The 25,772-nt window shown below is 70.8% G+C and carries 26 protein-coding genes and 1 pseudogene; 16 read left to right on the top strand and 11 right to left on the bottom strand.

The features are described 5' to 3' along the window. The gene (locus ACZ7L5_RS14195) at window positions 1-507 is read left to right on the top strand and encodes a GbsR/MarR family transcriptional regulator (RefSeq protein WP_471516851.1); all 507 of its coding nucleotides are present in this window, start codon (window positions 1-3) and stop codon (window positions 505-507) included. Between the two features lie 61 nt (window positions 508-568). Here the strand turns inward: ACZ7L5_RS14195 and ACZ7L5_RS14190 are convergent, their stop codons facing one another. Then, the gene (locus ACZ7L5_RS14190; RefSeq protein ID WP_471516850.1) at window positions 569-1,426 is read right to left on the bottom strand and encodes a diacylglycerol kinase family protein; all 858 of its coding nucleotides are present in this window, start codon (window positions 1,424-1,426) and stop codon (window positions 569-571) included. Window positions 1,427-1,622: 196 nt separating this feature from the next. Here ACZ7L5_RS14190 and ACZ7L5_RS14185 point away from each other — a divergent pair, with 196 nt between their 5' ends. Together ACZ7L5_RS14185 and ACZ7L5_RS14180 are read left to right on the top strand one after the other, a co-directional pair. Then, a complete protein-coding gene (locus tag ACZ7L5_RS14185) occupies window positions 1,623-2,906 on the top strand; it encodes an adenylosuccinate synthase (protein WP_328880277.1) in 1,284 nt (427 codons plus the stop codon). A gap of 124 nt (window positions 2,907-3,030) precedes the next feature. After that, entirely contained in the window at window positions 3,031-3,327 is a 297-nt protein-coding gene (locus tag ACZ7L5_RS14180) for a hypothetical protein (RefSeq protein WP_471516849.1), read from the top strand. A 3-nt stretch (window positions 3,328-3,330) separates the two neighbouring features. Here ACZ7L5_RS14180 and ACZ7L5_RS14175 read toward each other — a convergent pair whose 3' ends face one another. From ACZ7L5_RS14175 to ACZ7L5_RS14165, 3 genes are all read right to left on the bottom strand, one after another. Then, the gene (locus ACZ7L5_RS14175; RefSeq protein ID WP_471516848.1) at window positions 3,331-3,981 is read right to left on the bottom strand and encodes a hypothetical protein; all 651 of its coding nucleotides are present in this window, start codon (window positions 3,979-3,981) and stop codon (window positions 3,331-3,333) included. 277 nt (window positions 3,982-4,258) lie between these two features. Beyond that, window positions 4,259-4,966, bottom strand: a complete 708-nt coding sequence (locus ACZ7L5_RS14170; RefSeq protein ID WP_365056120.1) for a GntR family transcriptional regulator — start codon at window positions 4,964-4,966, stop codon at window positions 4,259-4,261. Between the two features lie 273 nt (window positions 4,967-5,239). After that, entirely contained in the window at window positions 5,240-6,595 is a 1,356-nt protein-coding gene (locus ACZ7L5_RS14165) for an aminotransferase class III-fold pyridoxal phosphate-dependent enzyme (protein WP_471516847.1), read from the bottom strand. Between the two features lie 167 nt (window positions 6,596-6,762). Here ACZ7L5_RS14165 and ACZ7L5_RS14160 point away from each other — a divergent pair, with 167 nt between their 5' ends. The 4 genes from ACZ7L5_RS14160 (at window position 6,763) to ACZ7L5_RS14145 (ending at window position 11,587) form a co-directional block, all read left to right on the top strand. Continuing rightward, on the top strand, window positions 6,763-7,365 hold the full coding sequence (locus tag ACZ7L5_RS14160) for a type 1 glutamine amidotransferase family protein (RefSeq protein WP_471516846.1): 603 nt from the start codon (window positions 6,763-6,765) through the stop codon (window positions 7,363-7,365). After that, a complete protein-coding gene (locus ACZ7L5_RS14155) occupies window positions 7,362-7,820 on the top strand; it encodes a MarR family winged helix-turn-helix transcriptional regulator (protein WP_471516845.1) in 459 nt (152 codons plus the stop codon). The genes ACZ7L5_RS14160 and ACZ7L5_RS14155 overlap by 4 nt, the downstream gene beginning before the upstream one ends. Before the next feature lie 89 nt (window positions 7,821-7,909). After that, window positions 7,910-9,883 carry a serine/threonine-protein kinase gene (locus ACZ7L5_RS14150; protein ID WP_471516844.1) on the top strand — a complete coding sequence of 658 codons (1,974 nt, stop codon included), beginning with the start codon at window positions 7,910-7,912 and terminating at the stop codon, window positions 9,881-9,883. Window positions 9,884-10,033: 150 nt separating this feature from the next. Further along, the gene (locus ACZ7L5_RS14145) at window positions 10,034-11,587 is read left to right on the top strand and encodes a PstS family phosphate ABC transporter substrate-binding protein (RefSeq protein ID WP_471516843.1); all 1,554 of its coding nucleotides are present in this window, start codon (window positions 10,034-10,036) and stop codon (window positions 11,585-11,587) included. Window positions 11,588-11,645: 58 nt separating this feature from the next. On the opposite strand, the gene ACZ7L5_RS14140 is transcribed toward ACZ7L5_RS14145, so the two are convergent. Beyond that, window positions 11,646-12,398, bottom strand: a complete 753-nt coding sequence (locus tag ACZ7L5_RS14140) for an SLATT domain-containing protein (protein ID WP_471516842.1) — start codon at window positions 12,396-12,398, stop codon at window positions 11,646-11,648. 284 nt (window positions 12,399-12,682) lie between these two features. On the opposite strand from ACZ7L5_RS14140, the gene ACZ7L5_RS14135 reads away from it, so the two are divergent. From ACZ7L5_RS14135 to ACZ7L5_RS14115, 5 genes and pseudogenes are all read left to right on the top strand, one after another. Further along, a complete protein-coding gene (locus tag ACZ7L5_RS14135) occupies window positions 12,683-13,027 on the top strand; it encodes a YbaB/EbfC family nucleoid-associated protein (RefSeq protein WP_328425310.1) in 345 nt (114 codons plus the stop codon). A gap of 98 nt (window positions 13,028-13,125) precedes the next feature. Continuing rightward, the gene (gene recR, locus ACZ7L5_RS14130) at window positions 13,126-13,725 is read left to right on the top strand and encodes a recombination mediator RecR (protein WP_107904689.1); all 600 of its coding nucleotides are present in this window, start codon (window positions 13,126-13,128) and stop codon (window positions 13,723-13,725) included. Further along, complete coding sequence (locus tag ACZ7L5_RS14125; RefSeq protein WP_328880267.1) at window positions 13,718-14,377, top strand: DUF5063 domain-containing protein; 660 nt, start codon at window positions 13,718-13,720, stop codon at window positions 14,375-14,377. The genes recR and ACZ7L5_RS14125 overlap by 8 nt, the downstream gene beginning before the upstream one ends. A 137-nt stretch (window positions 14,378-14,514) precedes the next feature. Then, window positions 14,515-14,736, top strand: coding sequence for a hypothetical protein (locus ACZ7L5_RS14120; RefSeq protein ID WP_471516841.1), 222 nt, complete (start codon window positions 14,515-14,517; stop codon window positions 14,734-14,736). Window positions 14,737-14,954: 218 nt separating this feature from the next. Beyond that, window positions 14,955-15,428: pseudogene (locus ACZ7L5_RS14115) on the top strand (SgcJ/EcaC family oxidoreductase); the annotation flags it as partial. On the opposite strand, the gene ACZ7L5_RS14110 reads toward ACZ7L5_RS14115, so the two are convergent. From ACZ7L5_RS14110 to ACZ7L5_RS14095, 4 genes are all read right to left on the bottom strand, one after another. After that, window positions 15,394-16,770, bottom strand: a complete 1,377-nt coding sequence (locus ACZ7L5_RS14110; protein ID WP_471516840.1) for a sensor histidine kinase — start codon at window positions 16,768-16,770, stop codon at window positions 15,394-15,396. The pseudogene ACZ7L5_RS14115 and the gene ACZ7L5_RS14110 sit on opposite strands and share 35 nt — an antisense overlap. Then, entirely contained in the window at window positions 16,767-17,474 is a 708-nt protein-coding gene (locus ACZ7L5_RS14105) for a response regulator transcription factor (RefSeq protein WP_471516839.1), read from the bottom strand. The genes ACZ7L5_RS14110 and ACZ7L5_RS14105 overlap by 4 nt, the downstream gene beginning before the upstream one ends. A gap of 80 nt (window positions 17,475-17,554) precedes the next feature. Continuing rightward, window positions 17,555-18,748, bottom strand: a complete 1,194-nt coding sequence (locus ACZ7L5_RS14100) for a cytochrome P450 (protein WP_471516838.1) — start codon at window positions 18,746-18,748, stop codon at window positions 17,555-17,557. Next, window positions 18,738-19,529 (bottom strand): cyclodityrosine synthase, encoded by a 792-nt coding sequence (locus ACZ7L5_RS14095; protein WP_471516837.1) that lies wholly within the window; start codon window positions 19,527-19,529, stop codon window positions 18,738-18,740. The genes ACZ7L5_RS14100 and ACZ7L5_RS14095 overlap by 11 nt, the downstream gene beginning before the upstream one ends. A 278-nt stretch (window positions 19,530-19,807) precedes the next feature. On the opposite strand from ACZ7L5_RS14095, the gene ACZ7L5_RS14090 reads away from it, so the two are divergent. From ACZ7L5_RS14090 to ACZ7L5_RS14075, 4 genes are all read left to right on the top strand, one after another. Then, the gene (locus ACZ7L5_RS14090; RefSeq protein WP_328880259.1) at window positions 19,808-21,085 is read left to right on the top strand and encodes an aspartate kinase; all 1,278 of its coding nucleotides are present in this window, start codon (window positions 19,808-19,810) and stop codon (window positions 21,083-21,085) included. After that, on the top strand, window positions 21,082-22,134 hold the full coding sequence (locus ACZ7L5_RS14085; RefSeq protein WP_471516836.1) for an aspartate-semialdehyde dehydrogenase: 1,053 nt from the start codon (window positions 21,082-21,084) through the stop codon (window positions 22,132-22,134). Before ACZ7L5_RS14090 ends, ACZ7L5_RS14085 begins: the two co-directional genes overlap by 4 nt. A 444-nt stretch (window positions 22,135-22,578) precedes the next feature. Then, window positions 22,579-23,259, top strand: a complete 681-nt coding sequence (locus tag ACZ7L5_RS14080; RefSeq protein WP_328880257.1) for a SigE family RNA polymerase sigma factor — start codon at window positions 22,579-22,581, stop codon at window positions 23,257-23,259. Continuing rightward, entirely contained in the window at window positions 23,256-24,395 is a 1,140-nt protein-coding gene (locus tag ACZ7L5_RS14075) for a hypothetical protein (RefSeq protein WP_471516835.1), read from the top strand. The genes ACZ7L5_RS14080 and ACZ7L5_RS14075 overlap by 4 nt, the downstream gene beginning before the upstream one ends. A 60-nt stretch (window positions 24,396-24,455) precedes the next feature. Here ACZ7L5_RS14075 and ACZ7L5_RS14070 read toward each other — a convergent pair whose 3' ends face one another. Both ACZ7L5_RS14070 and ACZ7L5_RS14065 read right to left on the bottom strand, forming a co-directional pair. Next, a complete protein-coding gene (locus ACZ7L5_RS14070) occupies window positions 24,456-25,316 on the bottom strand; it encodes an SURF1 family protein (protein ID WP_471516834.1) in 861 nt (286 codons plus the stop codon). A 44-nt stretch (window positions 25,317-25,360) separates the two neighbouring features. Next, the gene (locus ACZ7L5_RS14065; protein ID WP_471516833.1) at window positions 25,361-25,735 is read right to left on the bottom strand and encodes a nuclear transport factor 2 family protein; all 375 of its coding nucleotides are present in this window, start codon (window positions 25,733-25,735) and stop codon (window positions 25,361-25,363) included. Between the last annotated feature and the right edge of the window lie 37 nt (window positions 25,736-25,772).

The following is a 25,772-nucleotide window of genomic DNA, read 5'->3' as shown; positions in this document are numbered from 1 at the left end:
ATGACGGAATCAGTCGGCGCAGGGGCGGCAGGCCGGGACGCGGAATCCGTGTCGAAGTTCGTGGAGTCCTTCGCGGCGCAGCTCGTCGAGGCCGGGATGCAGCGCATGGCCGCCCGCGTCTTCGCCGCGCTGCTCTCCTCCGACAAAGGCGTGCTGACCTCCGCCGAACTGAGCGAACAGCTCCGTATCAGCCCCGCGGCCGTCTCCGGGGCGGTGCGCTACCTGTCCCAGACGCACATGGTGACGCGCGAGCGGGAGCCCGGCTCGCGCCGCGAGCGCTACCGGGTGCACGGCGACCAGTGGTACGAGGCCCTGACCAACCGCGAGGCCGTGCTCAAGCGGTGGGAGGTGGCCCTGCGCGAGGGCGTCACCAGCCTCGGCGCCGACACCCCGGCCGGACGCCGGCTGGCCGAGACGCTCGCCTTCTTCGAGTTCGTGGACACCGAGGTCGCGGCGATGATGGAGCGCTGGCGAGCCCACCGCGCGAAGACCTTCGGCCAGGGCTGACCCGCCCCGCTCTCCGCACCCTCGGCGACCGCGACCGCGCCCCGCAGGCCCGCAGGGCGGCTCACCGCCCCGGCAGCATCAGCCGCAGCCCGCCCTCGCCCACGGTCCACGTCCGTCTGCGTACCGGCCCGGAGACGGCCGTGTCGGCCCGGTAGCGGAAGTGGGCGCCCGAGACGGTCACCGTCCGGCCCTCGGCCCGCAGCGGTGTGGCCTCCGCGCCGACCGAAGCGGGGCGCACCTCCACCTCGGCCACCCCGGCGAGCCCCGGCGCCACCGACACCGCCTCAACAGGCTGGTCGAGGTCCACCAGCGTCGTCCCGTCGACCTCGACCCGCAGCCGCGACGGTCCCGTCTCGGCAGGGGAGGGGCCGCGCGCCGGCACCAGGGTCCGTACGAGCGACTGACACGTCCGCAGCCAGGGCCGCCCCGCAATCGACCCCACCGCGGTGGCCCCGGCCGGCGCGGCGGGGTCCCGTATCGGCGGGATCCGCAGCGCGCCCAGCACCACCCCGTCGCTGTCGTCCACGAGCAGGTCCAGCCGCTGCTCCACCCCGTCCAGCACCGCCCGGGCCGCCGCCACCGCCCCTATGGGCAGTCCGAGGGATCCGGCCAGGGCCAGCGCACCGCCGACCGGCACCACCGACAGCACACATTCGGCCAGCTCCCGCTGCCGGTGCAGCACCGTCACCGCGCGCATCAGCGCCCGGTCGTCGCCCACGACCACGGGCCGCCGAGACCCCCGTCGGGTCAGCGCCCTGGCGAATTCGTCGGAATCGTCCGGCAGACAGACCTTCGTGGCCGCACCCGCGCTGAGCACGTCTTTCGCGATCCTGACGGACTCCCCGTCCGTCCTCCGAGCAACCGGATCGATCACCACCAGCAGCTGATCGGACGTCGCGAAAGTCGCCACCTCGGCCATGCCTCGCTTCCTCGGGTAGCATCTTTGTGCAAGAGCCCCTTGCGCTATTGCGCCAGGGGCTTCGTCTATTCCGGGGCTATCCGGTCCGACGGTTCGCGGCCAACGACGGTCGCGTCCGGTCGAGGTGTACACGGTGGAAGACCTCCGCGTACACCCCTGACCTTGGACATGCCCCGCCCGGAAGGGGTGTACGCGCGTGCCCGCACTTGTGCTGCTCGGTGCTCAGTGGGGTGACGAAGGCAAGGGAAAGGCGACGGACCTGCTAGGCGGCTCCGTCGACTATGTGGTGCGCTACCAGGGCGGCAACAACGCCGGCCACACGGTAGTCGTGGGCGATCAGAAGTACGCCCTTCACCTGCTCCCTTCCGGAATCCTGTCCCCGGGGTGCACCCCGGTCATCGGAAACGGCGTCGTCGTCGACCCGTCGGTCCTGTTCTCCGAGCTGAACGGGCTGAACGAGCGCGGCGTGGACACGTCGAAGCTCCTGATCAGCGGTAACGCTCACATCATCACGCCGTACAACGTGACGGTGGACAAGGTGACGGAACGCTTCCTCGGGAAGCGGAAGATCGGGACGACCGGCCGCGGCATCGGCCCGACCTACGCGGACAAGATCAACCGCGTGGGCATCCGGGTCCAGGACCTCTACGACGAGTCGATCCTGACCCAGAAGGTCGAGGCGGCCCTCGACGTCAAGAACCAGGTCCTCACCAAGCTCTACAACCGGCGCGCGATCGCCGTCGACCAGGTGGTCGAGGAGCTGCTGGGCTACGCCGACAAGCTCGCGCCGTACGTCGCCGACACGGTCCTCGTCCTCAACCAGGCCCTGGAGCAGGACAAGGTGGTCCTCTTCGAGGGCGGCCAGGGCACGCTGCTCGACATCGACCACGGGACCTATCCCTTCGTCACGTCCTCCAACCCCACCGCCGGTGGTGCGTGCACGGGTGCCGGCGTGGGCCCCACGAAGATCAGCCGGGTCATCGGCATTCTCAAGGCGTACACGACGCGCGTCGGGTCCGGTCCCTTCCCGACCGAGCTCTTCGACGAGGACGGCGAGGCGCTGCGCCGCATCGGTGGCGAGCGGGGCGTGACGACCGGCCGTGACCGCCGCTGCGGCTGGTTCGACGCGGTGATCGCCCGGTACGCGACCCGCGTGAACGGTCTGACGGACTTCTTCCTCACCAAGCTGGACGTCCTGACCGGCTGGGAGCAGATCCCGGTCTGCGTGGCGTACGAGATCGACGGCAAGCGCGTCGAGGAGCTCCCGTACTCCCAGACCGACTTCCACCACGCCAAGCCGGTCTACGAGATGCTGCCCGGCTGGTCCGAGGACATCTCGAAGGCCAAGTCGTTCTCCGACCTCCCGAAGAACGCCCAGGCCTACGTCAAGGCACTGGAGGAGATGTCCGGCGCCCCGATCTCCGCGATCGGCGTGGGTCCGGGCCGGGACGAGACGATCGAGATCAACTCGTTCCTGTGAGCCGAGAGGGGCGCCCCGCCGGGGGCGCCCCTTTCTCCTGATGGACCAGTGAACGGGCGGGACGCGCAGGGCGCCCATAGCGTGAGGTCGTACGACTCAGCGACGACCGGAACGAGGGTGTGTCATGCGCGTGCTGCTCAAGGCGAATCTGGACACGGAGAAGGGGAACCAGGCGATCCGCGCCGGCAAGCTGCCCCAGGTGATCCAGGAACTCATGGAGAAGATCAAGCCGGAGGCCGCCTACTTCACCACCGAGCACGGGATGCGCACGATGTTCCTCTTCTTCGATCTGGAGGATCCCTCCCAGATGCCGGTGATCGCCGATCCGCTGTTCTTCGAACTGGGCGCCAAGGTGGACTACACGCCGGTGATGAACGCCGAGGACGTCCAGAAGGGTCTCGCCCAGCTGAAGATCAGCTGATGGTCAGCTGAAGACGATCATCGACCCCTGCGCCAGACTCCGCGTCGCCGCCGCGTGCAGTCCCAGCCACACGTGCCGTTCGCGGGAGAAGGGGCTCGGGTCGTAGGGGGCAGCGACCGCCGGCTCCTCCAAGGACGTGGGGGAGAGCGGGGGTTGCGGCGGCGCCGGGGGGTTGGCCGGGTCGATGCCGATGACCTGGGCCACGAACTCCAGCTCGCGCAGGAGCCCCTGGGAGGAGCCCAGGGGGCCGCCGCCCGCCAGGAGTTCGTCGTTGGCGAGCGGGTCCGGGAAGTCGACGGGGACGTAGGCGCCCGCGTGGTCGTAGTGCCAGACCAGGTGGGACTGCTGGGCCGTCGACTCGAACATCTCCAGGAGCTGTTCGTAGTCGCCGCCCAGGTCGTCGACCGGGGTCACCGGGAGGCCGCAGACCTGGAGCAGATACGCGCGGCGCAGGAAGTGCAGGGCGTCGTAGTCGAAACCGGCGACCGGGGCGACGTCGCCGGACAGGCCCGGCATGTACTGGTACACCGGCACCGGCGGCAGCCCGGCCTCGGCCAGCACCTTGTTGTATTGCGCGAGTTCTTCGGCGAACGGGTTGTCGGGGGTGTGGCACAACACGTCGACGAGCGGTACCAGCCACAGGTCACAGGCCAAAAGAGGGCTCCTCACACAGCGGTCACACGGCGTGGCAAAGGCGTAGCACAGTGGGTAGCACGGTGGTCAGGGAAGGGTAATCGGTGCGGGTCCGGGGCGGACCCCCTCATGCCGGTCTTCGTGGGGCTCTTCAGGGCCCCGGGCTCTTCCGGGGCTTGTCATGCAAGTCCCCGCTCGTGCAGGTCCCATACCCACACTCCGTCCACCCACTTCACCGGACCGCCCACCAGCTTCTCCAGACGCACGTCGAGGGCCTTTCGCAGCTCCCGCTGGTGGGTCACCCGGCCGCCAGTCGCTCGATCAGGGCGAGAGCGTTCGCGTCGTGGTCGGCGATGATCGAGCGGGCCGTGGGCAGGTCGCGGCGCATCAGGGCGTCGACCAGTTCGGTGTGCCGGGACCACAGGTGGCCGCGCAGATCGTCGAGGCGGCGCAGATGCTGGACCGCGCAGACCCAGGACTGCACGCGCAGCCGGTGCAGGAAGTCGGAGAGGTACGGGTTCCCGAAGAGGGCGCCGAGTTCGCGCCAGAAGCGCAGGTCGTAGCCGATGAGCACGGTGAGGTCGCCTGCCGTGGCGGCGCGCTGCGCCTCCTCGGCGCGGCGGCGTACCCCGACGGCGGCGGCCAGGACGCGCGGGTCGTCGGGGTCCCGGTGGCCCGTCTGGTCGGTGGCCAGGACCTGGAACATGCCGTCGGTGACCAGGCCGCGGGCCTCGATGATGCCGCGGTAGTCGTCGACGGAGTACTCGTGCACGCGGAAGCCGCGGTGCTGGTCGGCCTCCAGGAGGCCCTGCGCGGAGAGGTCGACGAGTGCCTCTCGGACCGGGGTCGCGGAGACGCCGTACTGGTCGGCGATCTCCTTGACCGTGAACTCCCGGCCTGCCTGGAGCCGCCCGGACAGTACCTCGTCGCGCAGTGCGTCCGCGATCTGCTGCCGCAGGGTGCTGCGGGTCACGGAGCCGTTGCCGCCGGTGCCGGTGCCGGGCATGGTGAGGGCGTCTCCCGTCGTCGCGATGAGGTGGCGTGCGTACGTATGTCTACGAGCACGCCACCTTACGCGTTCGGCTTCCGGGTGAGATTCCCGTGACGGCCGGACCTTTTCGCCCCCGCCGCCCCTACCCGTCCCGTCCCTGGGGGCTGCCGCCCCCAGACCCCCGCCGTCGGCCTGAACGGCCTCGTCCTCGAACGCCGGACGGGCTGGATCTGCCGGGGCCGGCGTCGAGAGGCGAGGCCGCCTACGGGTCGGCAACCCCTTGGACGCCTACTCCACGTACCCGTCCGCCACAGCCAGCGCAGCGTCCAGCGCCGCGAGGCCCTCCTTCAGTTCCGCCTCCGTCACGTTGCAGGGCGGGACGACGTGGGTGCGGTTCATGTTCACGAAGGGCCAGATGCCGCCCGCCTTCGCGGCGGAGCCGAACGCTGCCATGGGGGCGTTGGCCTCACCCGTCGCGTTGTAGGGCACCAGCGGCTCGCGGGTCTCCCGGTTCTTGACCAGTTCGAGCGCCCAGAACATGCCGACGCCGCGGACCTCGCCGACGGAAGGGTGACGTTCGGCCAGCTCACGCAGTGCGGGTCCGACGACTTCGGAGCCGAGCCGGGCGGCGTTCTCGACGACGCCCTCCTCGGCCATGACGTTGATCGTCGCGACGGCGGCCGCGCAGGCCAGCGGGTGCCCGGAGTAGGTCAGACCACCGGGGTACGGCCGCTTCGCGAAGGTCTGTGCGATGGCCCCGGAGATGGCCACGCCGCCCAGCGGCACGTACCCGGAGTTCACGCCCTTGGCGAAGGTCATCAGGTCGGGGGTGACGTCGAACAGGTCCGCCGCGAACCACTCACCGGTCCGCCCGAACCCCGCCATGACCTCGTCCAGGATGAAGACGATCCCGTACTTGTCGCAGATCTCGCGGACGCCCGCCAGATAGCCGGCCGGCGGAATCATGATCCCGGCCGTCCCGGGAACCGTCTCCAGGATGATCGCGGCGACGGTCGACGGGCCCTCGAAGGCGATCGTCGTCTCCAGGTGCTCCAGCGCCCGCGCGCACTCCTGCTCCTCGGTCTCGGCGTAGAACCGGGAGCGGTAGAGGAAGGGCGCCCAGAAGCGCACGACACCGGCCGCGGCGCTGTCGGAGGCCCAACGGCGCGGGTCGCCGGTGATGTTCACGGCCTGCTGCGTACCGCCGTGGTACGACCGGTACGCCGACATCACCTTCGGCCGCCCGGTGTGCAGCCGGGCCATCCGTACGGCGTGCTCCACGGCGTCCGCGCCGCCGTTGGTGAAGAAGATCTTGTCCAGGTCGCCCGGCGTCCGCTCGGCGATCAGCCGCGCCGCCTCGGACCGGGCCTCGACGGCGAAGGCGGGCGCGAAGGTGGTCAGGTGTGCGGCCTGCTCCTGTATCGCGGCGACGACCTTCGGGTGCTGGTAGCCGATGTTCGTGTAGACGAGCCCGCTGGTGAAGTCGAGGTAGCGGTTGCCGTCGTAGTCCCAGAAGTACGACCCCTCCGCACCGGCGACGGCGAGCGGGTCGATGAGTTCCTGAGCGGACCAGGAGTGAAAGACGTGCGCACGGTCCGCGGCCTTCACGGCGGCGCCGGCCTCGGGATTTGGCTGAGGGGTCATGCGGCCGAGCGTACGGGTGGGCCCTTCGGGCGCGATATCGGCGTCCTGTCTGCGGTCGGTCGGTTTCCACGACAGGTTGTCGACGCTTCATGGAACGGCATCAGTCATTGACAGCAGGCTGTCTAAGTGGCAGGATGTTGTCATCTTCGAGGTCTCCAGGAGGAGCCATGAGCAAGCCCGTATACCTCGCCGTCTACAACACGCTGGCCGACTGGGAGCCGGGCCACGCCACCGCCCAGCTCGCCCGCGCCGGATTTGAGATCCGTACGGTCGGCCCGACCCTGGAACCCGTCAGGACCGTCGGCGGGCTGCGCATCCAGCCCGACCTGGCCCTGGACGACGTACGGCCGTCCGACGCGGCCCTGCTGATCCTCCCGGGCGCCGACCTCTGGGACACGGGCGACGAGCTCGCCCCGTTCGCCCGCAGGGCGCGGGAGTTCCTGGACGCGGGTGTGCCCGTCGCCGCGATCTGCGGGGCGACGGCCGGGATGGCGCGCGAGGGGCTGCTCGACGACCGGGACCACACCAGCGCGATCTCCTTCTACCTGGCCGCGACCGGCTACGGCGGCGGCGAGCGGTACGTCGAGTCCGACGCCGTCACCGACGGCGGGCTCGTCACCGCCGGCCCGACCGAACCCGTCGCCTTCGCCCGGGAGATCCTGCGGCTGCTGAAGGTGTACGACGACGAGGCCGTCGACGCCTGGTACCGCCTCTTCCACGACTCCGACGCCGAGGCGTACGCCGTACTCGAGAAGGCCGGAGTGCTGTGAGCGAGGAACGCCAGGATCTGCTGAGCCGCAGCGCGCTCGGTGTCTTCAGGCTCAATGGCCAGTTCCTCGCGGTCGCCGAGGAACTGGCCCGGCCGGCGGGGCTGACGGCGGCCTGGTGGCAGGTGCTGGGCGCGGTGCTCGGCGAACCCCTGCCCGTCGCCGGCGTCGCCCGCGCCATGGGCATCACCCGGCAGAGCGTGCAGCGCATCGCGGACCTGCTGGTGGAGAAGGGGCTGGCCGAATACCGGCCGAACCCCGCGCACCGCCGGGCGAAGCTGCTCGCGCCGACCGAGGAGGGGCACGCGGCGATCTCCAGGATCAACCCCGGGCACGCCGCCCTCGCGGACCGGCTGGCCGACGCCTTCGGGGACGCGGAGCTCGCCGAGGCCGTACGGGTTCTGGAACGGTTGTCGAAGGTCCTCGACGGGATCGACGCTCCTGTTACCGAACCGTAGACACCGCCCCTCTCACCTCCCGGTATGCCGCACTATCGTGGGGCCGTCGCGTAGGCGGGGGCTTGCGTGGGTGGGGTTGGGGGCGAGCGATGGAGAAGCTGGGGTCGGGTGATCCACAGCGGATCGGGGCTTATCGGCTGCTGGCGCGGCTGGGAGCGGGCGGCATGGGGGACGTGTACCTCGCCCGCTCCGACCGCGGCCGTACCGTCGCCGTGAAACTCGTCCGGCGGGAGCTGGCCGCCCAGGAGGAGTTCCGGGCCCGGTTCCGGCAGGAGGTGCAGGCCGCGCGGCAGGTCGGCGGGTTCTGGACCGCGCCGGTGCTGGACGCGGACACCGAGGCCGACGTGCCCTGGGTCGCCACCGGGTATGTCGCCGGGCCCAGCCTGCAGCGAGTCGTCGGGCGCGACCACGGGGCCCTGCCCGAGCGCTCGGTGCGGATCCTGACGGCCGGGCTGGCGCACGCGCTCAAGGACATCCATGCCGCGGGGATAGTGCACCGGGATCTGAAACCGTCCAATGTGCTGGTCACCATCGACGGGCCCCGCGTGATCGACTTCGGGATCGCCCGGGCGCTGGAGACCGTGGGCGGCGAGAGCGGGCTCACCCGCACCGGCGCGCTCGTCGGCTCGCCGGGCTTCATGGCGCCCGAGCAGGTGCGCGGGGACCGGATCACGCCCGCGTGCGACGTGTTCTGCCTGGGCTCGGTGCTCTCGTACGCCGCGACCGGCAGGCTGCCCTTCGGCTCCGTCGACAGCGGCGCGCACGCCCTGATGTTCCGCATCGCCCAGGAGGAACCGGACCTGGAGGGGGTGCCCGAGGGGATCGCCGAGCTGGTGCGGGACTGCCTGCGCAAGGACCCGGGCGCCCGGCCGACACTGGACCGGATCCTGGAGCGTACGGGGGCCGAGGACACCGTCTCCGGGGGGCGGTCCCGGGATCCGTGGCTGCCGAGTGCGCTGGTGGCGCAGCTGGGGCGGCATGCGGTGCGGCTGCTGGACGCGGAGGATCCGGTCGGGCCGGGGGAAGCCGGCGGAGCCGGGGGAGCGGAGGGGTCCGCGAGGCCCGGAGGTCCGGCAGGGCCCGCGCGTTCCGGCACGGCGGAGGGTGGCTCCGGGGAGCCGACCCCCGCGGCCTCGCCCGAGCACGCCCCGGCCGCCGGGGCGACTCCGCCGGACCAGCTCCCCACCGCCGCCGCGACCCGGATCGGCCCGCCGCCGGCGCCGGGTGCCCCGCCCGGCGGCGCCTTCGGAGACGCCGCCGCCCCCGGCGGCGCCCCGGCCTACGGCTCTCCGCAGCAGCACCCGCAGCAGCCGGCGTACGGCTACCCGGAGCCCGGCCCGCACTCGCCCTACGGCCCGGCCCCGTCGTACGGCGCCACACCCTCGTACGGCCCGAACCCGCCGTACGGTCCCGGCTCGTCGTACGGCCCCACCCCGCCGTACGACGTACCGCTGCCGTACCTTCCCAGCGCCCCCGAGGAGCCCCGCCGCAGCGGTCGTTCCACGGTGGCCCTCGTCCTCATCGCGCTGGTCGTCGCGCTCGCCGCCGGTGGTTCGGTGTACGGGCTGATGAACGGCGGCGGTGGGGACCGGACCGGCGGTGATCCGGCCGTCTCCCCGACCGTCACCACCGACACGACCGGCTCCGGGGGCGACGACCCGACCGCCCCCGGCCCGTCCCCGAGCCCGGCCACCTCGGCGCCGGGGGACGGTGTGATCCCGGCCGGCTTCCTGGGCACCTGGACGGCCTCGATCGACAACGCGGACGGCGCGAACACCCGCCGGCTGACCATCCGGCAGGGCGAGGTCGGCGACACGGTTCTCTCCCTCGTCGCCGACGGTCCCGCCGGAACCGGCACCTACCACTGCGAGTTCGAGGCGGGCCTGACCCGGGCGCCGGTCGGGAACGGCCCGTTGGCGATGGGCCCGTCCACCGTGACGACCGGCGAGCCCGCCACCTCCTGTTCGCCGGGCGGCGCCACCGAGATCACGCTGCTGCCGGACGGCCGGCTGGAGCGGGTGAACACGAGCAGCGGCGAGAAACTGACGTACCGGAAGCAGTAGGAGGAACGGCGGCGTGATTCCGGTGAACGCCCCTTTCCTGTGCGGTAGTTGAACAAAACGCGAACTCCCGCAGGAGTCGGTCGTATGTTCCCCTGTGCGCGCGTACGGTGACCCCACCATCCGACTCCGGGGAGTAGCGGGGGCACCCACGTGGAGTGGCTGAGCGCAGAGAACGTCGTGGCCATCGGGACGGCGGTCATCGGTGTCGTCGCGTCCGGTGTCATGGTCTGGTACGAGCGCCGGGTGCCGCGCCGCAAGCGGATCGGCTATCGCGTCCAGATGGACAACGCGATCGGCGACGACGTGCGCTCGGGCCGGGAGAACCGGCGCCTGGGCCTGTTCGACGAGGCGCCGGGCATGGTCGACGCCACGCTGGTCCTGCTGCGCATAGAGAACGACGGCTCGCAGAGCATCGACCGCGACGACTACACGAGCCCCGAACGGCACGGGCTGACCGCGGTGTTCACCGACCGCACGATTCGCGGTGTCTCGGTCACGCAGCCGACCGACATCGACCACATCATGGACCACTTCAGCGCCGACCGCGGCTTCGGCTACGACGGCAACCGGCTGCGCATCCCGCGGGTGCCGCTCAACCGCGGCGACTACTTCAAGCTGCTCGTGCTGCTCTCCGGCGGTGACGTGGGACGCGAGATACGGCTGTACGGCGGGATCCGGGAAGGCGAGGTGCACCCCAACCGCAGTGCGACCCCGGACGAGAAGGAGAACGTCTTCAGCCTCCCGGCGCGGGTGTTCACCGCCCTGCTCACGGCGTCCGTGCTGGTGCTCGCCGGGATCGTCGTCTTCCGGGACGGCAATCCGATCGAGTGCGAACGGGGCGGGCTGACGGTGACCGGCTCGACCGCGTTCGCGCCCGTGATCGAGACGCTCGCGAAGGACTACGAGGGCAAGTGCCAGGGCGCCGACATCACGGTCGAGGCGCGCGGCAGCGAGCTCGGTGTCGTCGAACTCGACGCGCTGGCGCGCCGGTCGAAGGACAGCGCCCGTTCTGTGATCGCCTTCTCGGACGGACCGTCGGGGGAGCGGCTGGGGCTGCGGGGGAAGAAGATCGCGCTGTCGGCCTACACGCTGGTCGCAGGCGAAGGGAACGCGTTCGCGGCGGCTGGGTTGTCGGTGCGGCAGGTGCGGGAGCTGTACGCGGGGACGTACACCCGCTGGGGACAGCTGATGTCCGAGGCGGAGCGGGAGACGAAGTACCGCGACCTCGTCGACCTGCCCATCGTCCTGGTCAGCCGGGGGGACAACTCCGGGACCCGGCAGATCTTCCAGGAGCGGGTGCTGGACGGGCGGTGGGAGAGTGCGCCGAGTACCTCCCTGGACTGCCGGGAGAACCCCTCGGTCGTCGTGCGCTGCGAACTCGCCTCCACCGGCGAGGTGCTGAAGAAGGTCGCGGCGGCGCGCGGCGCCATCGGCTACAGCGAACTCGCCCTCGCCGAGGCCGCCGAGAAGGACGGCGTGGCCACGGTCCCGCTGGACGGCAAACAGGCCGACATCGACGAGATCGAGACCAACGGCAGCACCTATCCGTATCGCGACGTCGAATACGCCTACACCTACGGCACCCCTCGCAACGGGACCCTCGCCGCCGGCTTCCTCGCCTACCTCGACGAGGAGACGAGCCGGCAGGCGATCCGCGAGAAGGGGCATCTGCCGTGCCGACAGGCGATGAGTCTGTGCGAGTGACCTCCGGCGGCCGGGCGGCGTGCCCGCGGCGGCGTTGTGCTGCTCGGTGGGGGTCGCGTCACCGGATCTCCGGGGGACGTTGGCGGGGCATGTTCGGGCGGGTGCCGTTCGCCGGGGCGGCGGGGAACCGGCCCAAGGCCGTGCCCGTGTCGTGGCGGGTTCCCCCGCCCAGCGCGGACTGGATGCCCAGCGGCGCGGACCCTGTCCGGAACTCCACCATCCAGTCGGACGTCTCCGCACGGACCAGCTCCGTCACGTCCTCGCAGAACCGCCGCAGCACCCCCAGGCACCGCTCGGCAGCCTCACCCGCCGTCCCCTCGGCCGGCCCCAGAACCTCCCGCACGCTCTCCGTCGCCCAGTCGAACTGCAGCGCCTGCAGCCGCCGCTGCACCGCCTGGGCCGTGGCGACGTCCCTTATCCACCCGGACGTCAACCCGAAGAACCGGTCGGCCGCGACGCACGCCACCGCGAGCAGCAGCGCCAGATACCCCCAGGGAGCCGCCCCGCTCGCCGTCTCCGTCAGATCGAGCAACGGCAACGCGGCCCCCACGACCGCCCCGAACGCCGCCCCGCCCCGCAACGCCCGCGCCCCCCGCCGCTTCCACACCCGGTCCGCCAGATACCACGCGGCCGTGTTCAGCGCCCCCCGCTCCACCCACCGGTACAGCTCGTCCAGCCGCACCGCCGGCTCTCCCCAGTCCCCGAGCGGAAAGGCCCGACCCGTCAGATCGCCCGGCCGCAGTCCGGCCGCCCCTTCGCCGCCCCGCCCGTCCTGTGGCGACCTGTCGGGCTGCATCTCCGGCTGACCCACCCGGCACTCCCTACTGATCACGGTGTGTGACCGCACGTACGACCCGGGTACGACCACCGCGCCGCACGGAACGTCACGCAACACCTGAGGCTGACGCGCCGGACCCTTCCTACCGCCCAATGGGTGGCGAAGAGATGCCTTTCGCCTCTTTTCCGCCCGGAAGGGGGTCTTGATCAGGTATAGGACTCCAGTTCCTCTCACTCGAAAGAGTGCCGGGGCGACGGCTGCCCGGACCACGTAGGCTCGTGCTGAACGGGAAAGCCGTACAGAGCAAGGAGCTGATCGTGATCCCCGGTGGTGGCCAGCCCAACATGCAGCAGCTGCTCCAGCAGGCCCAGAAGATGCAGCAGGACCTGGCGAGGGCGCAGGAGGAACTGGCGCAGACGGAGGTCGAGGGCCAGGCGGGCGGCGGCCTGGTGAAGGCCACCGTGACGGGCTCCGGCGAACTTCGGGCGCTCAAGATCGACCCGAAGGCGGTGGACCCGGAGGACACCGAGACCCTCGCCGACCTGGTCATCGCGGCCGTACAGGCGGCCAACGAGAACGCTCAGGCGCTCCAGCAGCAGAAGCTCGGCCCGCTGGCCCAGGGCCTGGGCGGCGGCAGCGGCATCCCCGGCCTGCCCTTCTGACGCCGCGGGTGTTGTCCGGCTTGCCTTCTAAGACGGGCCGACGCCAACTACCGTACGTACCGTAAGGAACCGCAGGACCCAGGAAGGACGGCAGTCCGTTGTACGAAGGCGTGGTCCAGGACCTCATCGACGAGCTGGGGCGGCTGCCCGGCGTCGGTCCCAAGAGCGCGCAGCGGATCGCCTTCCACATCCTGCAGGCGGAACCGACGGACGTACGGCGCCTCGCGCAGGCCCTGATGGAGGTCAAGGCGAAGGTCCGCTTCTGCGCGATGTGCGGGAACGTCGCGCAGGAAGAGCTGTGCAACATCTGCCGGGACACGCGCCGCGACCCGGCGGTGATCTGCGTGGTCGAGGAGCCGAAGGACGTCGTGGCGATCGAGCGGACCCGCGAGTTCCGCGGCCGTTACCACGTCCTCGGCGGCGCGATCAGTCCGATCGAGGGTGTCGGTCCGGACGACCTGCGTATACGAGAACTTCTCGCGAGGTTGGCCGACGGGACGGTCACGGAGCTGATCCTGGCCACGGACCCGAATCTGGAAGGCGAGGCCACGGCCACGTACCTCGCCCGCATGATCAAGCCCATGGGCCTGAAGGTCACCCGCCTGGCCAGCGGCCTCCCGGTGGGTGGCGACCTGGAATACGCGGACGAGGTCACCCTCGGCCGCGCCTTCGAGGGGAGACGACTCCTAGATGTCTGACGCCACGCTGCACGCGACCGAGCAGAACCCGGACGATTTCGCGGTCCAGATCTCGGACCAGATCGAGAGCTTCCTGGTCGCCGTCACGGAAGTGGCGAAGGGCGACGAGCCGGGCTCGACCGTGCCCTTCCTGCTCCTGGAGGTCTCCCAACTCCTCCTGGCCGGCGGCCGGCTGGGCGCTCACGAGGACATCGTCCCCGAGGAGCGCTACGAGCCCGACCTGGGCCCGGAGCCCGACGTCGACGAACTGCGCGAGAACCTCGCCCGCCTGCTGGACCCGGTGGACGTCTACTCGGAGGTCTTCGACCCCTACGAGCCCCGCAGGGCCCCGGTTCCGGCCCGGATCTCCGACGACCTGGCCGACGTCATCACCGACCTGCGCCACGGCATGGCCCACTACCGCGCCGGCCGCACCACCGAGGCCCTGTGGTGGTGGCAGTTCTCCTACTTCTCCAACTGGGGCTCGACGGCCTCGGCGACCCTGCGCGCCCTGCACTCGGTCCTCGCCCACGTCCGCCTGGACCAGCCCCTGGCGGAGCTGGACGGCCTGGACACCGACCAGGGCATGGGCGACGAGACCCTGGAGTTCGAGGCCGGCAAGGTGATGGAGCAGGAGATCGTGGAGCCGCTGGGGCTGCGCCCGGCGAAGTAGGTACTCCGGCGGGTGTGACGCGGGTTATGGGACACGGCTTCTGAACCGGCGTAATGCGTCGGGCCCCCGGGCGGTCTCACAGGCACGCGCAACGGCCGCCCCGGCCGGCGTAGCCGCCCCCGAATCGGAGCCCGGCCATGCACGTCACCCTCGACGGCGAGGTCACGACCTGGACGTTCGCCCGCGTGCTGCTGAGCGAAGGGCTGCGCGCCCCCGCCGGGCTCGCCAGCGTGCGCTCCGGTTTCGCCACATCGGACGTGCACCGCTTCCTCGCCCGCACCTACACCGTGATACCGCCCGGTGAGGAGACGGTGGGAGCGGAGCTGGACCACGGCCGGGTGGAGCTGTTCGGGGTGTGAGCGCACTCCGGGACGGGGTGCAGCCCCCTTCGTCGTCGACGGCACGCAGGGCGTGACGACCGCCGCTGTGTGATCGGGCGGGCGCGCAACGTGAGTTGGAGACGTGTTGTCCCGGGCCTGTACGTCCGCTGCACGGGCCCTAACCGGCGCCGGGCGAGTCTGGAGTCACTTCCACCAGACCCTGGAGATGCGATGACTCGTCGTTCCATCAGCACGTAGCCGTTGTCACCGCCACCGCGGTCGTAGCCGTCGGCACCGTCGCCGCCGGTGCCGCGGTCGCCGGGCCCGGATGGGGCGACGGGAAGCCCGGCAAGAAGCAGATAGCCGGCCTGTTCGACCAGTGGAACAGGACGCTGCGGACCGGCGACCCGGAGAAGGTCGCGGACCTGTATGCGAGCGACGCGGTCCTGCTGCCCACCGTGTCCAACCAGGTCCGCGCCGACCATGCCGCGATAGTCGACTACTTCGAGCACTTCCTCGCCAACAAGCCCGTCGGCAAGAAGATCGAGACGCACATCAACGTCCTCGACAACAACTCCGTGATCGACGCCGGCACCTACCAGTTCACGCTCACCGACCCCGAGACCGGTGAGACGAGCGTCGTCAAGGCCCGCTACACGTACGCGTACGAGAAGCGCGGCGGTGAGTGGCTCATCGTCAACCACCACTCCTCGAAGATGCCCGAAGGCTGATCCGCACGGACAGCCCGCCCCCGGGGGCATCGTCCAGGGCCACCGCCCCGCCGTCGTCGGTCACCAGTTGCTTGACGACGGAGAGGCCGAGCCCCGAGCCCGTGCGCCCGGTCAGGCCCTTGCCACGCCAGAAGCGGTCGAAGGCACGGGACTTGTCGGTGTCCGGCATGCCCGGGCCCTCGTCGTCCACCGACAGCACCACCTCGTCGCCCCGCGGCTCCACCCGGACCGTGATCGTGCCGCCGTCCGGTGACACTTCCAGGGCGTTCGAGAGCACGTTGTCCAGCACCTGCTCCATGTGACCGGGGCTGGTCAGCACAAGCAGCCGGCCGTCGGCACTCCCCCTGAGCGCGATCGTGACTCCGCGCTCGTCGGCGGCCGGCCTCCACACCGCCAGCCTCTCCTGCACGATGTCCCACAGGGCCAGCGGCTCCGCCGCGGTGACCTTCGCCTCCGCCCGCGCCAGGACCAGCAGGCCGTTCACCAGGCGGCTCATCCGGACGACCTCCGCGGTCGCCTGCTCCACGTCCTCCTTGACGAACTCGTCGTCCACACCGTCCGCGATGTTGTCCAGCGACAGCCGCAACGCCGTGAGAGGGGTCCTGAGTTGGTGCGAGGCGTCCGCGACGAAGATGCGCTGCGAGGCGATCAGGGTGTCCAGTCGTTCCGCGCCCTGATTGAGGGTGCGGGCCAGCGTCTGTGTCTCCTGCGGGCCGGTGACGGGCGAGCGGGCCGTGAGATCGCCGTCGCTGAACTTGCTCGCCATGTCGTTGAGTTGGCGCAGGGGACGGGTGAGGCGGCGGGCCACCACGACGCCGATCACCGCGGCCACACCCAGGACGAGCACGGCGAGGACCGCGCGAAAGCCCCAGATCTGCCACAGGCGGCTGGTCATCTCGCCGGTCGAGTACTTGATGCGTACGGCGCCGACGACCGGGCCCTTGTCGTGGTCGCCGGCCGTGGCCCCCTCGTGCGCCGGGACGGTGACGACCAGGTGGTCACCCCAGATGAAGTCGGAGCCCCAGTCGACCGAGGACTCGCCCGATCGCAGGGCCCTGGTCAGTGCCGCGTCCGCCGTGGGCCGCGGCAGGTCGGCGGTGCAGCCCGCGGTGGCGGTCACCTGGATCTCGTCCTCGTAGGCGTTGGCCACCTCCTCCAGGGCCTCGCACGCCGCGCTCTCGTCGTTGCCGAGCAGCAGGGCCATGGCGTCGGCCTCGCGCAGGACGGACGCCTTGGTGTCGTCCCGGAGCTGGTCGGTGAGCGTGAACGCCACCGGCACGGTGAACAGGGCGATGGCGACCGCGACGAGCAGGACGTAACTGCGGACGAGCTGACGGATCATGACGCGCCGTCGCCCCCGCCGCTCCCGCCCCCGTCACCCTTGACGATCTCCAGCCGGAACCCGACCCCCCGCACCGCCTCGATCGTGATCGCCCCCGCCAGCTTCCGCCGCAGCGCCGCCACATGCACGTCCAGCGTCTTCGTCGGGCCGAACCAGTTCGCGTCCCAGACCGCCTCCATGATCTGCTCGCGCGACATCAGCGCCCCGGGCTCCTCGGTGAGGAAGGCCAACAGGTCGTACTCCTTGGGCGCGAGGGCAACCTCCGTGCCGTCCAGGCGGACCCGGGCGGCCTTGCGGTCGACGGTCAGGCGGGGCCCGTAGCGGTCCGGGCCGGTCTCGGCGGACGGACGCGGCCGGGCGCGCCGCATCACCGCCCTTATCCGTGCGATGACCTCGCGGACCCCGAACGGCTTGGACACGTAGTCGTCCGCGCCGAGTTCCAGCCCGACCACCCGGTCCGTCTCGTCGCTGCGCGCGCTGATCACGATGATGGGCACGTCGCCGCGCCGGCGCAGGGCCTTGCAGACGTCGAGTCCGTCGGTGTCGGGGAGGCCGAGATCGAGGAGTACGACGTCGTAGGGGTCGTCGTGACTCAGCGCCGCGCTGCCCGTGGTGACCCAGGCCACCTCGAAGCCGTACCGCAGGAGTCCGCGCCGGAGCGACTCGGCGACCGGCTCGTCGTCTTCCACCAGGAGTACGCGCACAGGGCGAACCATAGTGGTTGAACTTTAAAGACGTCCGGCCGCCGAGCCCGTGAACAGGCGAGATGCGGGCAAAACCGCTGTTACCACATGATCGGCAGCCGCTCCGGAATCCGCTTCATGAAGCCGGTCCGCCACACCAACTGCTCGATGGGCACCGCCAGGCGCAGGTCCGGCATCCGCTCCAGCAGGGTCTCCAGTGCGATCTCGGCATGTCTGCGGCCGAGGGCGGTGGCGGGGCAGTAGTGCCGGCCGCCGCCGAACGAGAGGTGCGCGGTGCTGTTCTCGCGGGCGAGGTCGACCGTGTACGGGTCGGGGAAGGCGGCCGGGTCGAAGTTGGCTCCCTCGACGAGGACGAGGACCAGCTCGCCCGCCTTCACCCGCACATCCCCCAGCTGTACGTCCTCGGTCGCGAGCCTCGGCAGGCCGTCGCCGATGGACAGGTTGATGCGCAGGAGTTCGTCCACGGCCGCGGGGATCCTGTCGGGGTGCGCGATCAGCTCGGCCTGGAGCTCCGGGTGCTGGATCAGCGACACCAGCGCCATGGTCAGGAAGCCCGCGGTGGAGATGACGCCCGCGCCGAACATCGTCACCCCGACCGTCGCGAGCATCTCGTCGGTGAGGTGGCCGTATTCGGGGTCCGCGCGCAGGGCGGCGAGTTCGGCCATCAAACCCGTCGTCGCCGGGTCGTCGAGCCGCTCGGCCATGTACCCGATGTCCCGGTCCCAGTTCAGCCGGGCCCCCGCGACCGGGCAGGCCGAGTTCATGAACGCGATGTCCAGACTGCGCATCAGACGGGGCGCGTCCTGCTGCGGGATGCCGAGGATGCGGCAGTGCATGCCCGCCGAGTACGGGTCGGCGAAGGCGCCGCGCAGATCCGCCGGGGCGCCCTCGCGCACCAGCCCGTCGACGAGCTCGGCGGCGTAGGACCGCAGCCACTCGGCGAGGCCGGGGCTCTTCGGGTTGAGCGCCTTCAGTACGGCCTTGCGCAGCCCGGCCCCGGTGATGTTCCCCATGTTGTTGACGACCTCGGGCGGGATCGTCAGCGCGTACTGGCGGGGCACGCCGGGGGCGGAGGTGTCCTTCAGGCTGAACCGCGGGTCTTCGAGTACCTGCCTGCACAGGTCGTACGACGACACGAGCCAGGCCTCGTCGCCGGCGATCGTGCGGACGCGCCGCACGGGCGTGCCGGTGCGCAACTCCTCGACTTCGGCGGGGAGTTGGTCGCCGCGCCAGGAGAACGGGAAGTCGATCGCGGTGAGTGTTTCAGCGGACATCGGTGCCGGTCTCCTCCGGGTCGGTTCCCTCGGCGGGCGTCACGATGGCGTGCCCCTGGTTGCGGGAGGCGCGCAGGCCGGCGCCGCGGGAGTAGAGCAGCTCGGCCATCGGCAGGAGCTGGTGGTAGCAGTTGAGGGAGGAGGGGACGCCGAGGATGGCGGGGGTGTCCAGGAAGAGGGGGGCCTCGGCGCAGACGTAGGCCAGGCAGACCTCGCGCTGGGCGTCGCTCGCGCGTCCCGCCTTGCCGGCCAGGAAGGTGTCGATGAGCTTCTCGCAGGTCGTGCGGAAGTCGTCGTCGGTGGCGAGGCGGGCCTGGAGCCGGTCGTGGATCTCGCGGTACGCCGCGTTGCCGCGGAAGTCGGACATGGCGTGGGCGTACAGGCGGGTGCCGCCGGGGTCGACGGCCTGGACGGCGCCCAGGACCTTGGCCCGCACGCCGCGCAGGTTCTTCACCGCCTTGCGGCGGGCGTCCTCGGGCGGATAGCCGGAGGCGGCGTACATCTCGGCCACGTACAGGTCGGTGTAGACGAAGTCCACCCGCTCGAAGAGGGCGAGGCCCCAGCGGGCCAGGTCGTGGACGCGGGCGGCGGAGAAATAGCTGTTGCCGGGGGAGACGCCGATGACGGCGTGGTCGCCGGCGGTGCGGATGACTTCGCAGTGGGGTGTGAAAGGTTCGATCTTGAAAAGGGCGGCCGGGGAATCCGTTGCCGGGTGATCCGTGGCGGGTGCCGATGCGGCTGGAGTGACGTGCTGGATCTCTGAAGCGGTCGCAGTCGTCAAAGGAGGAGGGTCCTTCGCGTCGCAAGTCCCGATGGAGCCGTGTGCTCCTGGTGTGGCGACGACGACGCGAAGTTAGCGTTTGGCTACGGAGAGCGTCAATGCCCTCTTGACGTCGGTGCCCCGCCGGTAGTGACCTGCCCCACTTTCCGGAGTGCCCTGCCCGGGGCCGGGCAGACACCATCCCGGAGCGTCCGAATCTCACCATCTGGGAACCCCAAGGTCGTTTTCGGACGCTCGGTAAACTGAGCCGACACACACGGACTGAGCGAGGAGCGCACGTGGGCCTTGTCGTGCAGAAGTACGGAGGCTCCTCCGTAGCCGATGCCGAGGGCATCAAGCGCGTCGCCAAGCGGATCGTGGAAGCCAAGAAGAACGGCCACCAGGTGGTCGCCGTGGTTTCCGCGATGGGCGACACGACGGACGAGCTGATCGATCTCGCCGAGCAGGTATCCCCGATCCCTGCCGGGCGCGAGCTCGACATGCTGCTGACCGCGGGAGAGCGGATCTCCATGGCCCTGCTGGCCATGGCGATCAAGAACCTGGGCCACTCGGCCCAGTCGTTCACCGGCAGCCAGGCAGGTGTCATCACCGACTCGGTCCACAACAAAGCCCGGATCATCGATGTGACACCGGGCCGGATCCGCACCTCGGTGGACGAGGGCAACATCGCCATCGTCGCCGGTTTCCAGGGCGTGAGCCAGGACAAGAAGGACATCACCACGCTCGGGCGTGGCGGGTCGGACACCACCGCGGTCGCGCTGGCAGCCGCGCTCGACGCCGAGGTGTGTGAGATCTACACCGACGTCGACGGCGTGTTCACCGCCGACCCGCGCGTGGTCAAGAAGGCGAAGAAGATCGACTGGATCTCCTTCGAGGACATGCTGGAGCTGGCTGCGTCCGGCTCGAAGGTGCTGCTCCACCGCTGTGTGGAGTACGCCCGCCGGTACAACATCCCGATCCACGTCCGGTCCAGCTTCAGCGGACTTCAGGGCACGTGGGTCAGCAGCGAGCCGATCGAGCAAGGGGACAAGCAGGTGGAGCAGGCCATCATCTCCGGTGTCGCGCACGACACCTCCGAGGCCAAGGTCACGGTCGTCGGTGTGCCGGACAAGCCGGGCGAGGCCGCCGCGATCTTCCGGACGATCTCCGACGCCGAGATCAACATCGACATGATCGTGCAGAACGTGTCCGCCGCCTCCACGGGCCTGACGGACATCTCCTTCACGCTCCCCAAGGCCGAGGGCCGCAAGGCCATCGACGCCCTGGAGAAGAACAAGCACGGCATCGGCTTCGACTCGCTGCGCTACGACGACCAGATCGGCAAGATCTCCCTCGTCGGCGCCGGCATGAAGACCAACCCCGGTGTCACGGCCGACTTCTTCAAGGCGCTGTCAGACGCCGGCGTGAACATCGAGCTGATCTCCACCTCGGAGATCCGTATCTCGGTGGTCACCCGCGCCGACGACGTCAACGAGGCCGTGCGCGCCGTGCACTCGGCCTTCGGGCTCGACTCGGACAGCGACGAGGCCGTGGTCTACGGGGGCACCGGGCGATGAGCCGACGACCGACGCTCGCGGTCGTGGGAGCGACCGGGGCCGTGGGCTCGGTCATGCTCCAGATCCTGTCCCAGCGTGCGGACATCTGGGGTGAGATCCGTCTGATCGCCTCGCCGCGCTCGGCCGGCCGCAAGCTGGCCGTGCGCGGCGAGGAGGTCGAGGTGGTGGCGCTCACCGAGGAGGCCTTCGCCGGGGTCGACGTCGCGATGTTCGACGTCCCCGACGACGTGGCCGCCCGTTGGGCGCCGGTCGCCGCCGCCAAGGGCGCGGTGGTGGTGGACAACTCGGGCGCCTTCCGCATGGACCGGGAGGTGCCCCTCGTCGTCCCCGAGGTCAATCCGCACGCGGTCCGGATGCGGCCGCGCGGGATCGTCGCCAACCCCAACTGCACGACCCTCTCCATGATCGTGGCGCTGGGCGCGCTGCACGCGGAGTTCGGGCTGCGCTCCCTGGTGGTGTCCTCGTACCAGGCGGTGAGCGGTGCCGGGCGCGCCGGTGTGGAGACGCTCAGGCAGCAGCTGTCCCTGGTCGCCGGTACGGAACTGGGGACCGCACCCGGTGACGTACGGCGGGCCGTCGGCGACAACACCGGGCCGTTCCCGGAGCCGGTCGCGCTGAATGTCGTGCCGTGGGCCGGGTCGCTGCGCGAGGACGGCTGGTCGTCGGAGGAGATGAAGGTGCGGGACGAGTCCCGCAAGATCCTCGGGCTGCCGCAGCTGCCGGTCGCGGTGACCTGTGTGCGGGTGCCGGTGCTGACCGGGCACTCGCTGACCCTGCACGCCCGCTTCGAGGGCGAGGTCACGGTCGCGAAGGCGCGCGAGATCCTGGCGACGGCACCGGGGGTCGTGCTGTACGACGACCCGGATGCCGGCGAGTTCCCGACACCCGCCGATGTGGTCGGCACGGATCCGACCTGGGTCGGCCGGGTGCGGCGCGCGCTCGACGATCCGACGGCGCTCGAACTCTTCGTCTGCGGAGACAATCTGCGCAAGGGCGCGGCCCTCAACACCGCGCAGATCGCGGAGCTCGTGGCGGCGGAGTTTGCGTGAGGGCCCCGGTGGCACCGGAAAACCCCTGGGCCTGGGCCGATTCGTTTGTAGGATCTGTGTGAAAAGTGTGAGCTGATCGATGGTCCGGACCACTTGAACCGGGCCCCGGCGGCAGCTGAAGATTTTCCTCCCCGCTCTTGCAACCGCTTGCAGGGCGGGGAGCGTCTTTGCGGTCGCCCTTATGGGGTGTGGAGACGCGTTTTTTCTGGCGTGGGGACGCCGAATGAGCAGGCGTGGGGACGTCCGCTCATATATAGACATAAGGGAAGAGCGGGTAGGCATGTGGGCGTTTGACGCACGGTCAGTTGTGCTGCCTGGCACGAGACGGTCGGCTGCGGGGTCCGGAGGTTCGGCTGCCGTGTGCGGAGGGCCCCTTGCGGGGACTGACGCAAAAGTGACGTCCGGCACGTACAACCCTCTCGGGGGGACGCGTGTCCAACTGGCGTGGCAGAGGTTCTCGACTTCAGCGCGGCGACCCGCGGTACGGCCCTACGGCCGCCCCGCCGTCCCGTCCGACCCCGCATGGGTACGCCCGGCGGCATGCCGGTGATCGCGCCCATGCCCGCAGCGCGGCCCACCCGCATCCCAGGTCAGCGCGACGGCGCCGAGCTCGCCGAGAACAGCGCGGCGGCCGGCACGACCGTCGACCATCTCACCGAGACCTACCGGGCGCACTACCGCTCGCTGCTGGGTCTCGCGGCGCTCCTCCTCGACGACACCGCCTCCTGCGAGGACGTCGTCCAGGAGGCTTTCATCCGCGTCCACTCCGCGCGCAAGCGGGTGCGTGACCCGGAGAAGACGCTGGCGTATCTGCGCCAGACCGTCGTGAACCTGTCCCGATCCGCCCTGCGCCGCCGCATACTCGGCCTGAAGCTGCTGTCCAAGCCGATGCCGGACATGGCGAGCGCGGAGGAGGGGGCGTACGACCAGCTCGAACGCGACTCCCTCATCAAGGCGATGAAGGGCCTGCAGCGCCGGCAGCGCGAGGTGCTGGTCCTGCGGTACTTCGCGGACATGACCGAGGCCCAGGTCGCCGATACGCTCGGCATCTCGCTGGGCTCGGTGAAGGCGTACGGCTCGCGCGGCATCGCGGCGCTGCGGGTCGCCATGGAGGCGCCGGCATGAGCGAGGACCATGACGGCCGGCGTGACCCGGCAGGGTGGCCGGACAAGCAACAGCCGAAGCAATCGCACGCTGGGAACGGAACTGTGAACCACGGCCCCGACGACCAGAGCCCCGAGGGGTTCGACTCGGACGAGCTGGCACTGCGCCGCATGCTGCACACCGCGGTCGACGAGATCGAGCCGCGCGACGGCACACTGGACCATCTGCGGCGGGCGGTCCCCGCACGGCGGGCGCGCAAGCGGCAGGCGCTCGTCGGCGCGGCGGCCGCGGTGCTCTTCATCGGCACCGCAGTCCCGGCTCTGCTGCACGTCTCCAACTCCACCGGCTCCGACGTCAACCCGTCCGTCGCCGGCCACGGCGAGCAGGCGCAGGGCGGAGCAGGGGAGGGCAAGCAGACGGAAGGCGGCGCGGGCACCTCCGGCGGCACCTCGGGCCGCACCGACGAGGACAAGGGCCAGGGCGGCGAGAAGGAAGACGACAAGGGCACCGGCACCGGTCCCGGCACGGGCTCCGGAAGTCCCGACGACCCCCTGGCGACCAGCACGGCCGGCATAGCCGTGTGCACCCCGGACCAGCTCGGCGCGTCCGGTGCCTCCGCCGACCTGCCCGACTCGTCCGGCACGGTGTACGGCACCTTCCGCTTCAGCAACGTCTCCGGCACCGAGTGCACGGTGAGCGGCCCCGGCACGGTCGGTGTGGTTCCGCAGGGAGCCGCGGACCCGACGAAGGTCACCTCGGCCCGGCACATCGCCGGTGACGCCGCGGTGGGCCTGCCCGACCCGTCGACGGAGTACGCCTCCCTCGTCCTCAAGGCGGGCGCCTCCTACGAGGTCAAGTTCGCCTGGCTCCCCTCGGCGACCTGCCCCACGACGGGCGACAACAACGGCGGCGGCTCGGGCGGTCCCGACCCCTCGCCGGACCCGACCCCCACCGAGGACACCCCCGGCACGACCGAGGGCACGTCCACGGGCGGCGACACCGGCACCTCCACGCAGCTGCTGACGGAGGACACCACGGCCGACGGCAGCGTCGCGGTCACCAACACCCCGGAGGCCGGAGCCCCGAGCGCCACGGTCACGGTGTCCAACGCCTGCGCGGGCACGGTGTACTGGACGGGCCTGCTGCCGGGTGCGTAGGGCACGGGCGGCAGCGCCGCTGTCCCCGGCCGACCGGGCCTTGTCGCGCCCGGCGTGCGCCTAGGCGTTCGCCTTCTCCTGCGCCGGGCCCTCGTTCGGCTCCCCGGCACCGGCCCGGTTCCCTGCGTCCACGGCGGTCCCCGCGTCCCCGTCGGTCTCGCCGTCCGGGATCAGGCCCAGTTCCGCGTCCCGTGCGAACTCCGCCTCGCGGCGCAGCAGACGGAACCACATGAAGACCACGAAGCCCGCGAAGACGAACCACTCGCCGGTGTAGCCGAGGTTCTGGAACGCCTTCAGGTCGAGCCCGGTGTCGTTGGGGGCGGCCACCGGGACCGGCTTCATACCGGAGTCGGCCTTGTTGAGGGTGACCCAGGCGTCGTAGACGTCGTCCGGCACCAGGTTCACCAGCGACGCCGCGCTGATCGCCCCGGTCTGGCCGGACGGCAGGCCGCCCTGCGCGGGCACGCCGTTCTCGCCGGGCACCTCGGACGCCTGGAGCGCGCCGGTGACCGTGACCTCGCCGGACGGTGCTGCGGGGATCGCGGCGCGATCGGCGTCGCCCGGCCGCCAGCCCCGTACCACCGGCAGGGTCCTGCCGTCGTCGGTGTGCAGCAGCGTCAGGACGTAATAGCCCTGCTTGCCGTCCAGCCGGCGGTCGGGCACGAGCAGCTGCTTGCCGTACCGGCCGCTCGCGGTGGCCTGCTTGCCCACCGTCGCCTTGTCCACGGGCAGCAGCTCGGCGAGCGGGCGCGCCGCCTCCTGCTTGTTCTCCGCGGCCTGCTGCCCTGCGCTGCGGTGGTCCTCGACCCGCGTCTCGAACCGGCTCAGCTGCCAGGACCCCATGAACACGCAGAAGGGGATGGCGAGCAGCACGAAGACGTTGATCCCCCACCAACGGGGCGTCAGCAGAAACCGGTACACGCCCTCAAAGGTACGGGGCTCCGGCGAAGGGCCGGGCCGCGGGGTCAGTACCGCTCGACGAGGTGCTCCCGGCCGGCCGGCGGCTCATACGGCTCCGGCCAGAAGTCCGTGACCGTGGATATGCGACCGCTGCCGTCCCCCGTGAAGAACGAGATGCCGTACATCTCCTCCAGTCCCACCGTGAAGTGGATCCAGGTCACGACCTGCTCCCGCTCGGCGACGACGCGCTCGACGCGCAGCCGCCAGTCCCCCGGGTACTCCCGGTTGAACTGCACATACCGCTCCCGCCCGCCGATGCGCTCGCGGGTCTGCGGCAGCGTGTACACGACGTCCTCGGCGAGGGTCTCGGCGAACGCGTCCCACTCCCGGGCCGCGGCGGTGGCCCAGAACCTCTCGACTGTCCTGCGCAGATCGGTCATGGAACGGAGTCTGCACCCCGCCACTGACAATGGCCCT

The sequence above is a fragment of the Streptomyces sp. NPDC107528 genome (genome assembly GCF_055639295.1).
The sequence above is the reverse complement of the archived record's forward strand: the minus strand, read 5'-3'. Positions and strand labels throughout refer to the sequence as shown.

What these genes read in the sequence shown, in the direction of transcription:
- ACZ7L5_RS14160 (WP_471516846.1), top strand. Translation starts at nt 6,763, where the DNA reads ATGAGCAAGCCCGTATACCTCGCCGTCTACAACACGCTGGCCGACTGG.
- ACZ7L5_RS14195 (WP_471516851.1), top strand. Translation starts at nt 1, where the DNA reads ATGACGGAATCAGTCGGCGCAGGGGCGGCAGGCCGGGACGCGGAATCC.
- ACZ7L5_RS14180 (WP_471516849.1), top strand. Translation starts at nt 3,031, where the DNA reads ATGCGCGTGCTGCTCAAGGCGAATCTGGACACGGAGAAGGGGAACCAG.
- ACZ7L5_RS14170 (WP_365056120.1), bottom strand. Translation starts at nt 4,966, where the DNA reads ATGCCCGGCACCGGCACCGGCGGCAACGGCTCCGTGACCCGCAGCACC.
- ACZ7L5_RS14100 (WP_471516838.1), bottom strand. Translation starts at nt 18,748, where the DNA reads ATGTCCGCTGAAACACTCACCGCGATCGACTTCCCGTTCTCCTGGCGC.
- ACZ7L5_RS14190 (WP_471516850.1), bottom strand. Translation starts at nt 1,426, where the DNA reads ATGGCCGAGGTGGCGACTTTCGCGACGTCCGATCAGCTGCTGGTGGTG.
- ACZ7L5_RS14085 (WP_471516836.1), top strand. Translation starts at nt 21,082, where the DNA reads ATGAGCCGACGACCGACGCTCGCGGTCGTGGGAGCGACCGGGGCCGTG.
- ACZ7L5_RS14110 (WP_471516840.1), bottom strand. Translation starts at nt 16,770, where the DNA reads ATGATCCGTCAGCTCGTCCGCAGTTACGTCCTGCTCGTCGCGGTCGCC.
- ACZ7L5_RS14075 (WP_471516835.1), top strand. Translation starts at nt 23,256, where the DNA reads ATGAGCGAGGACCATGACGGCCGGCGTGACCCGGCAGGGTGGCCGGAC.
- ACZ7L5_RS14065 (WP_471516833.1), bottom strand. Translation starts at nt 25,735, where the DNA reads ATGACCGATCTGCGCAGGACAGTCGAGAGGTTCTGGGCCACCGCCGCG.
- ACZ7L5_RS14165 (WP_471516847.1), bottom strand. Translation starts at nt 6,595, where the DNA reads ATGACCCCTCAGCCAAATCCCGAGGCCGGCGCCGCCGTGAAGGCCGCG.
- ACZ7L5_RS14120 (WP_471516841.1), top strand. Translation starts at nt 14,515, where the DNA reads ATGCACGTCACCCTCGACGGCGAGGTCACGACCTGGACGTTCGCCCGC.
- ACZ7L5_RS14150 (WP_471516844.1), top strand. Translation starts at nt 7,910, where the DNA reads ATGGAGAAGCTGGGGTCGGGTGATCCACAGCGGATCGGGGCTTATCGG.
- ACZ7L5_RS14125 (WP_328880267.1), top strand. Translation starts at nt 13,718, where the DNA reads ATGTCTGACGCCACGCTGCACGCGACCGAGCAGAACCCGGACGATTTC.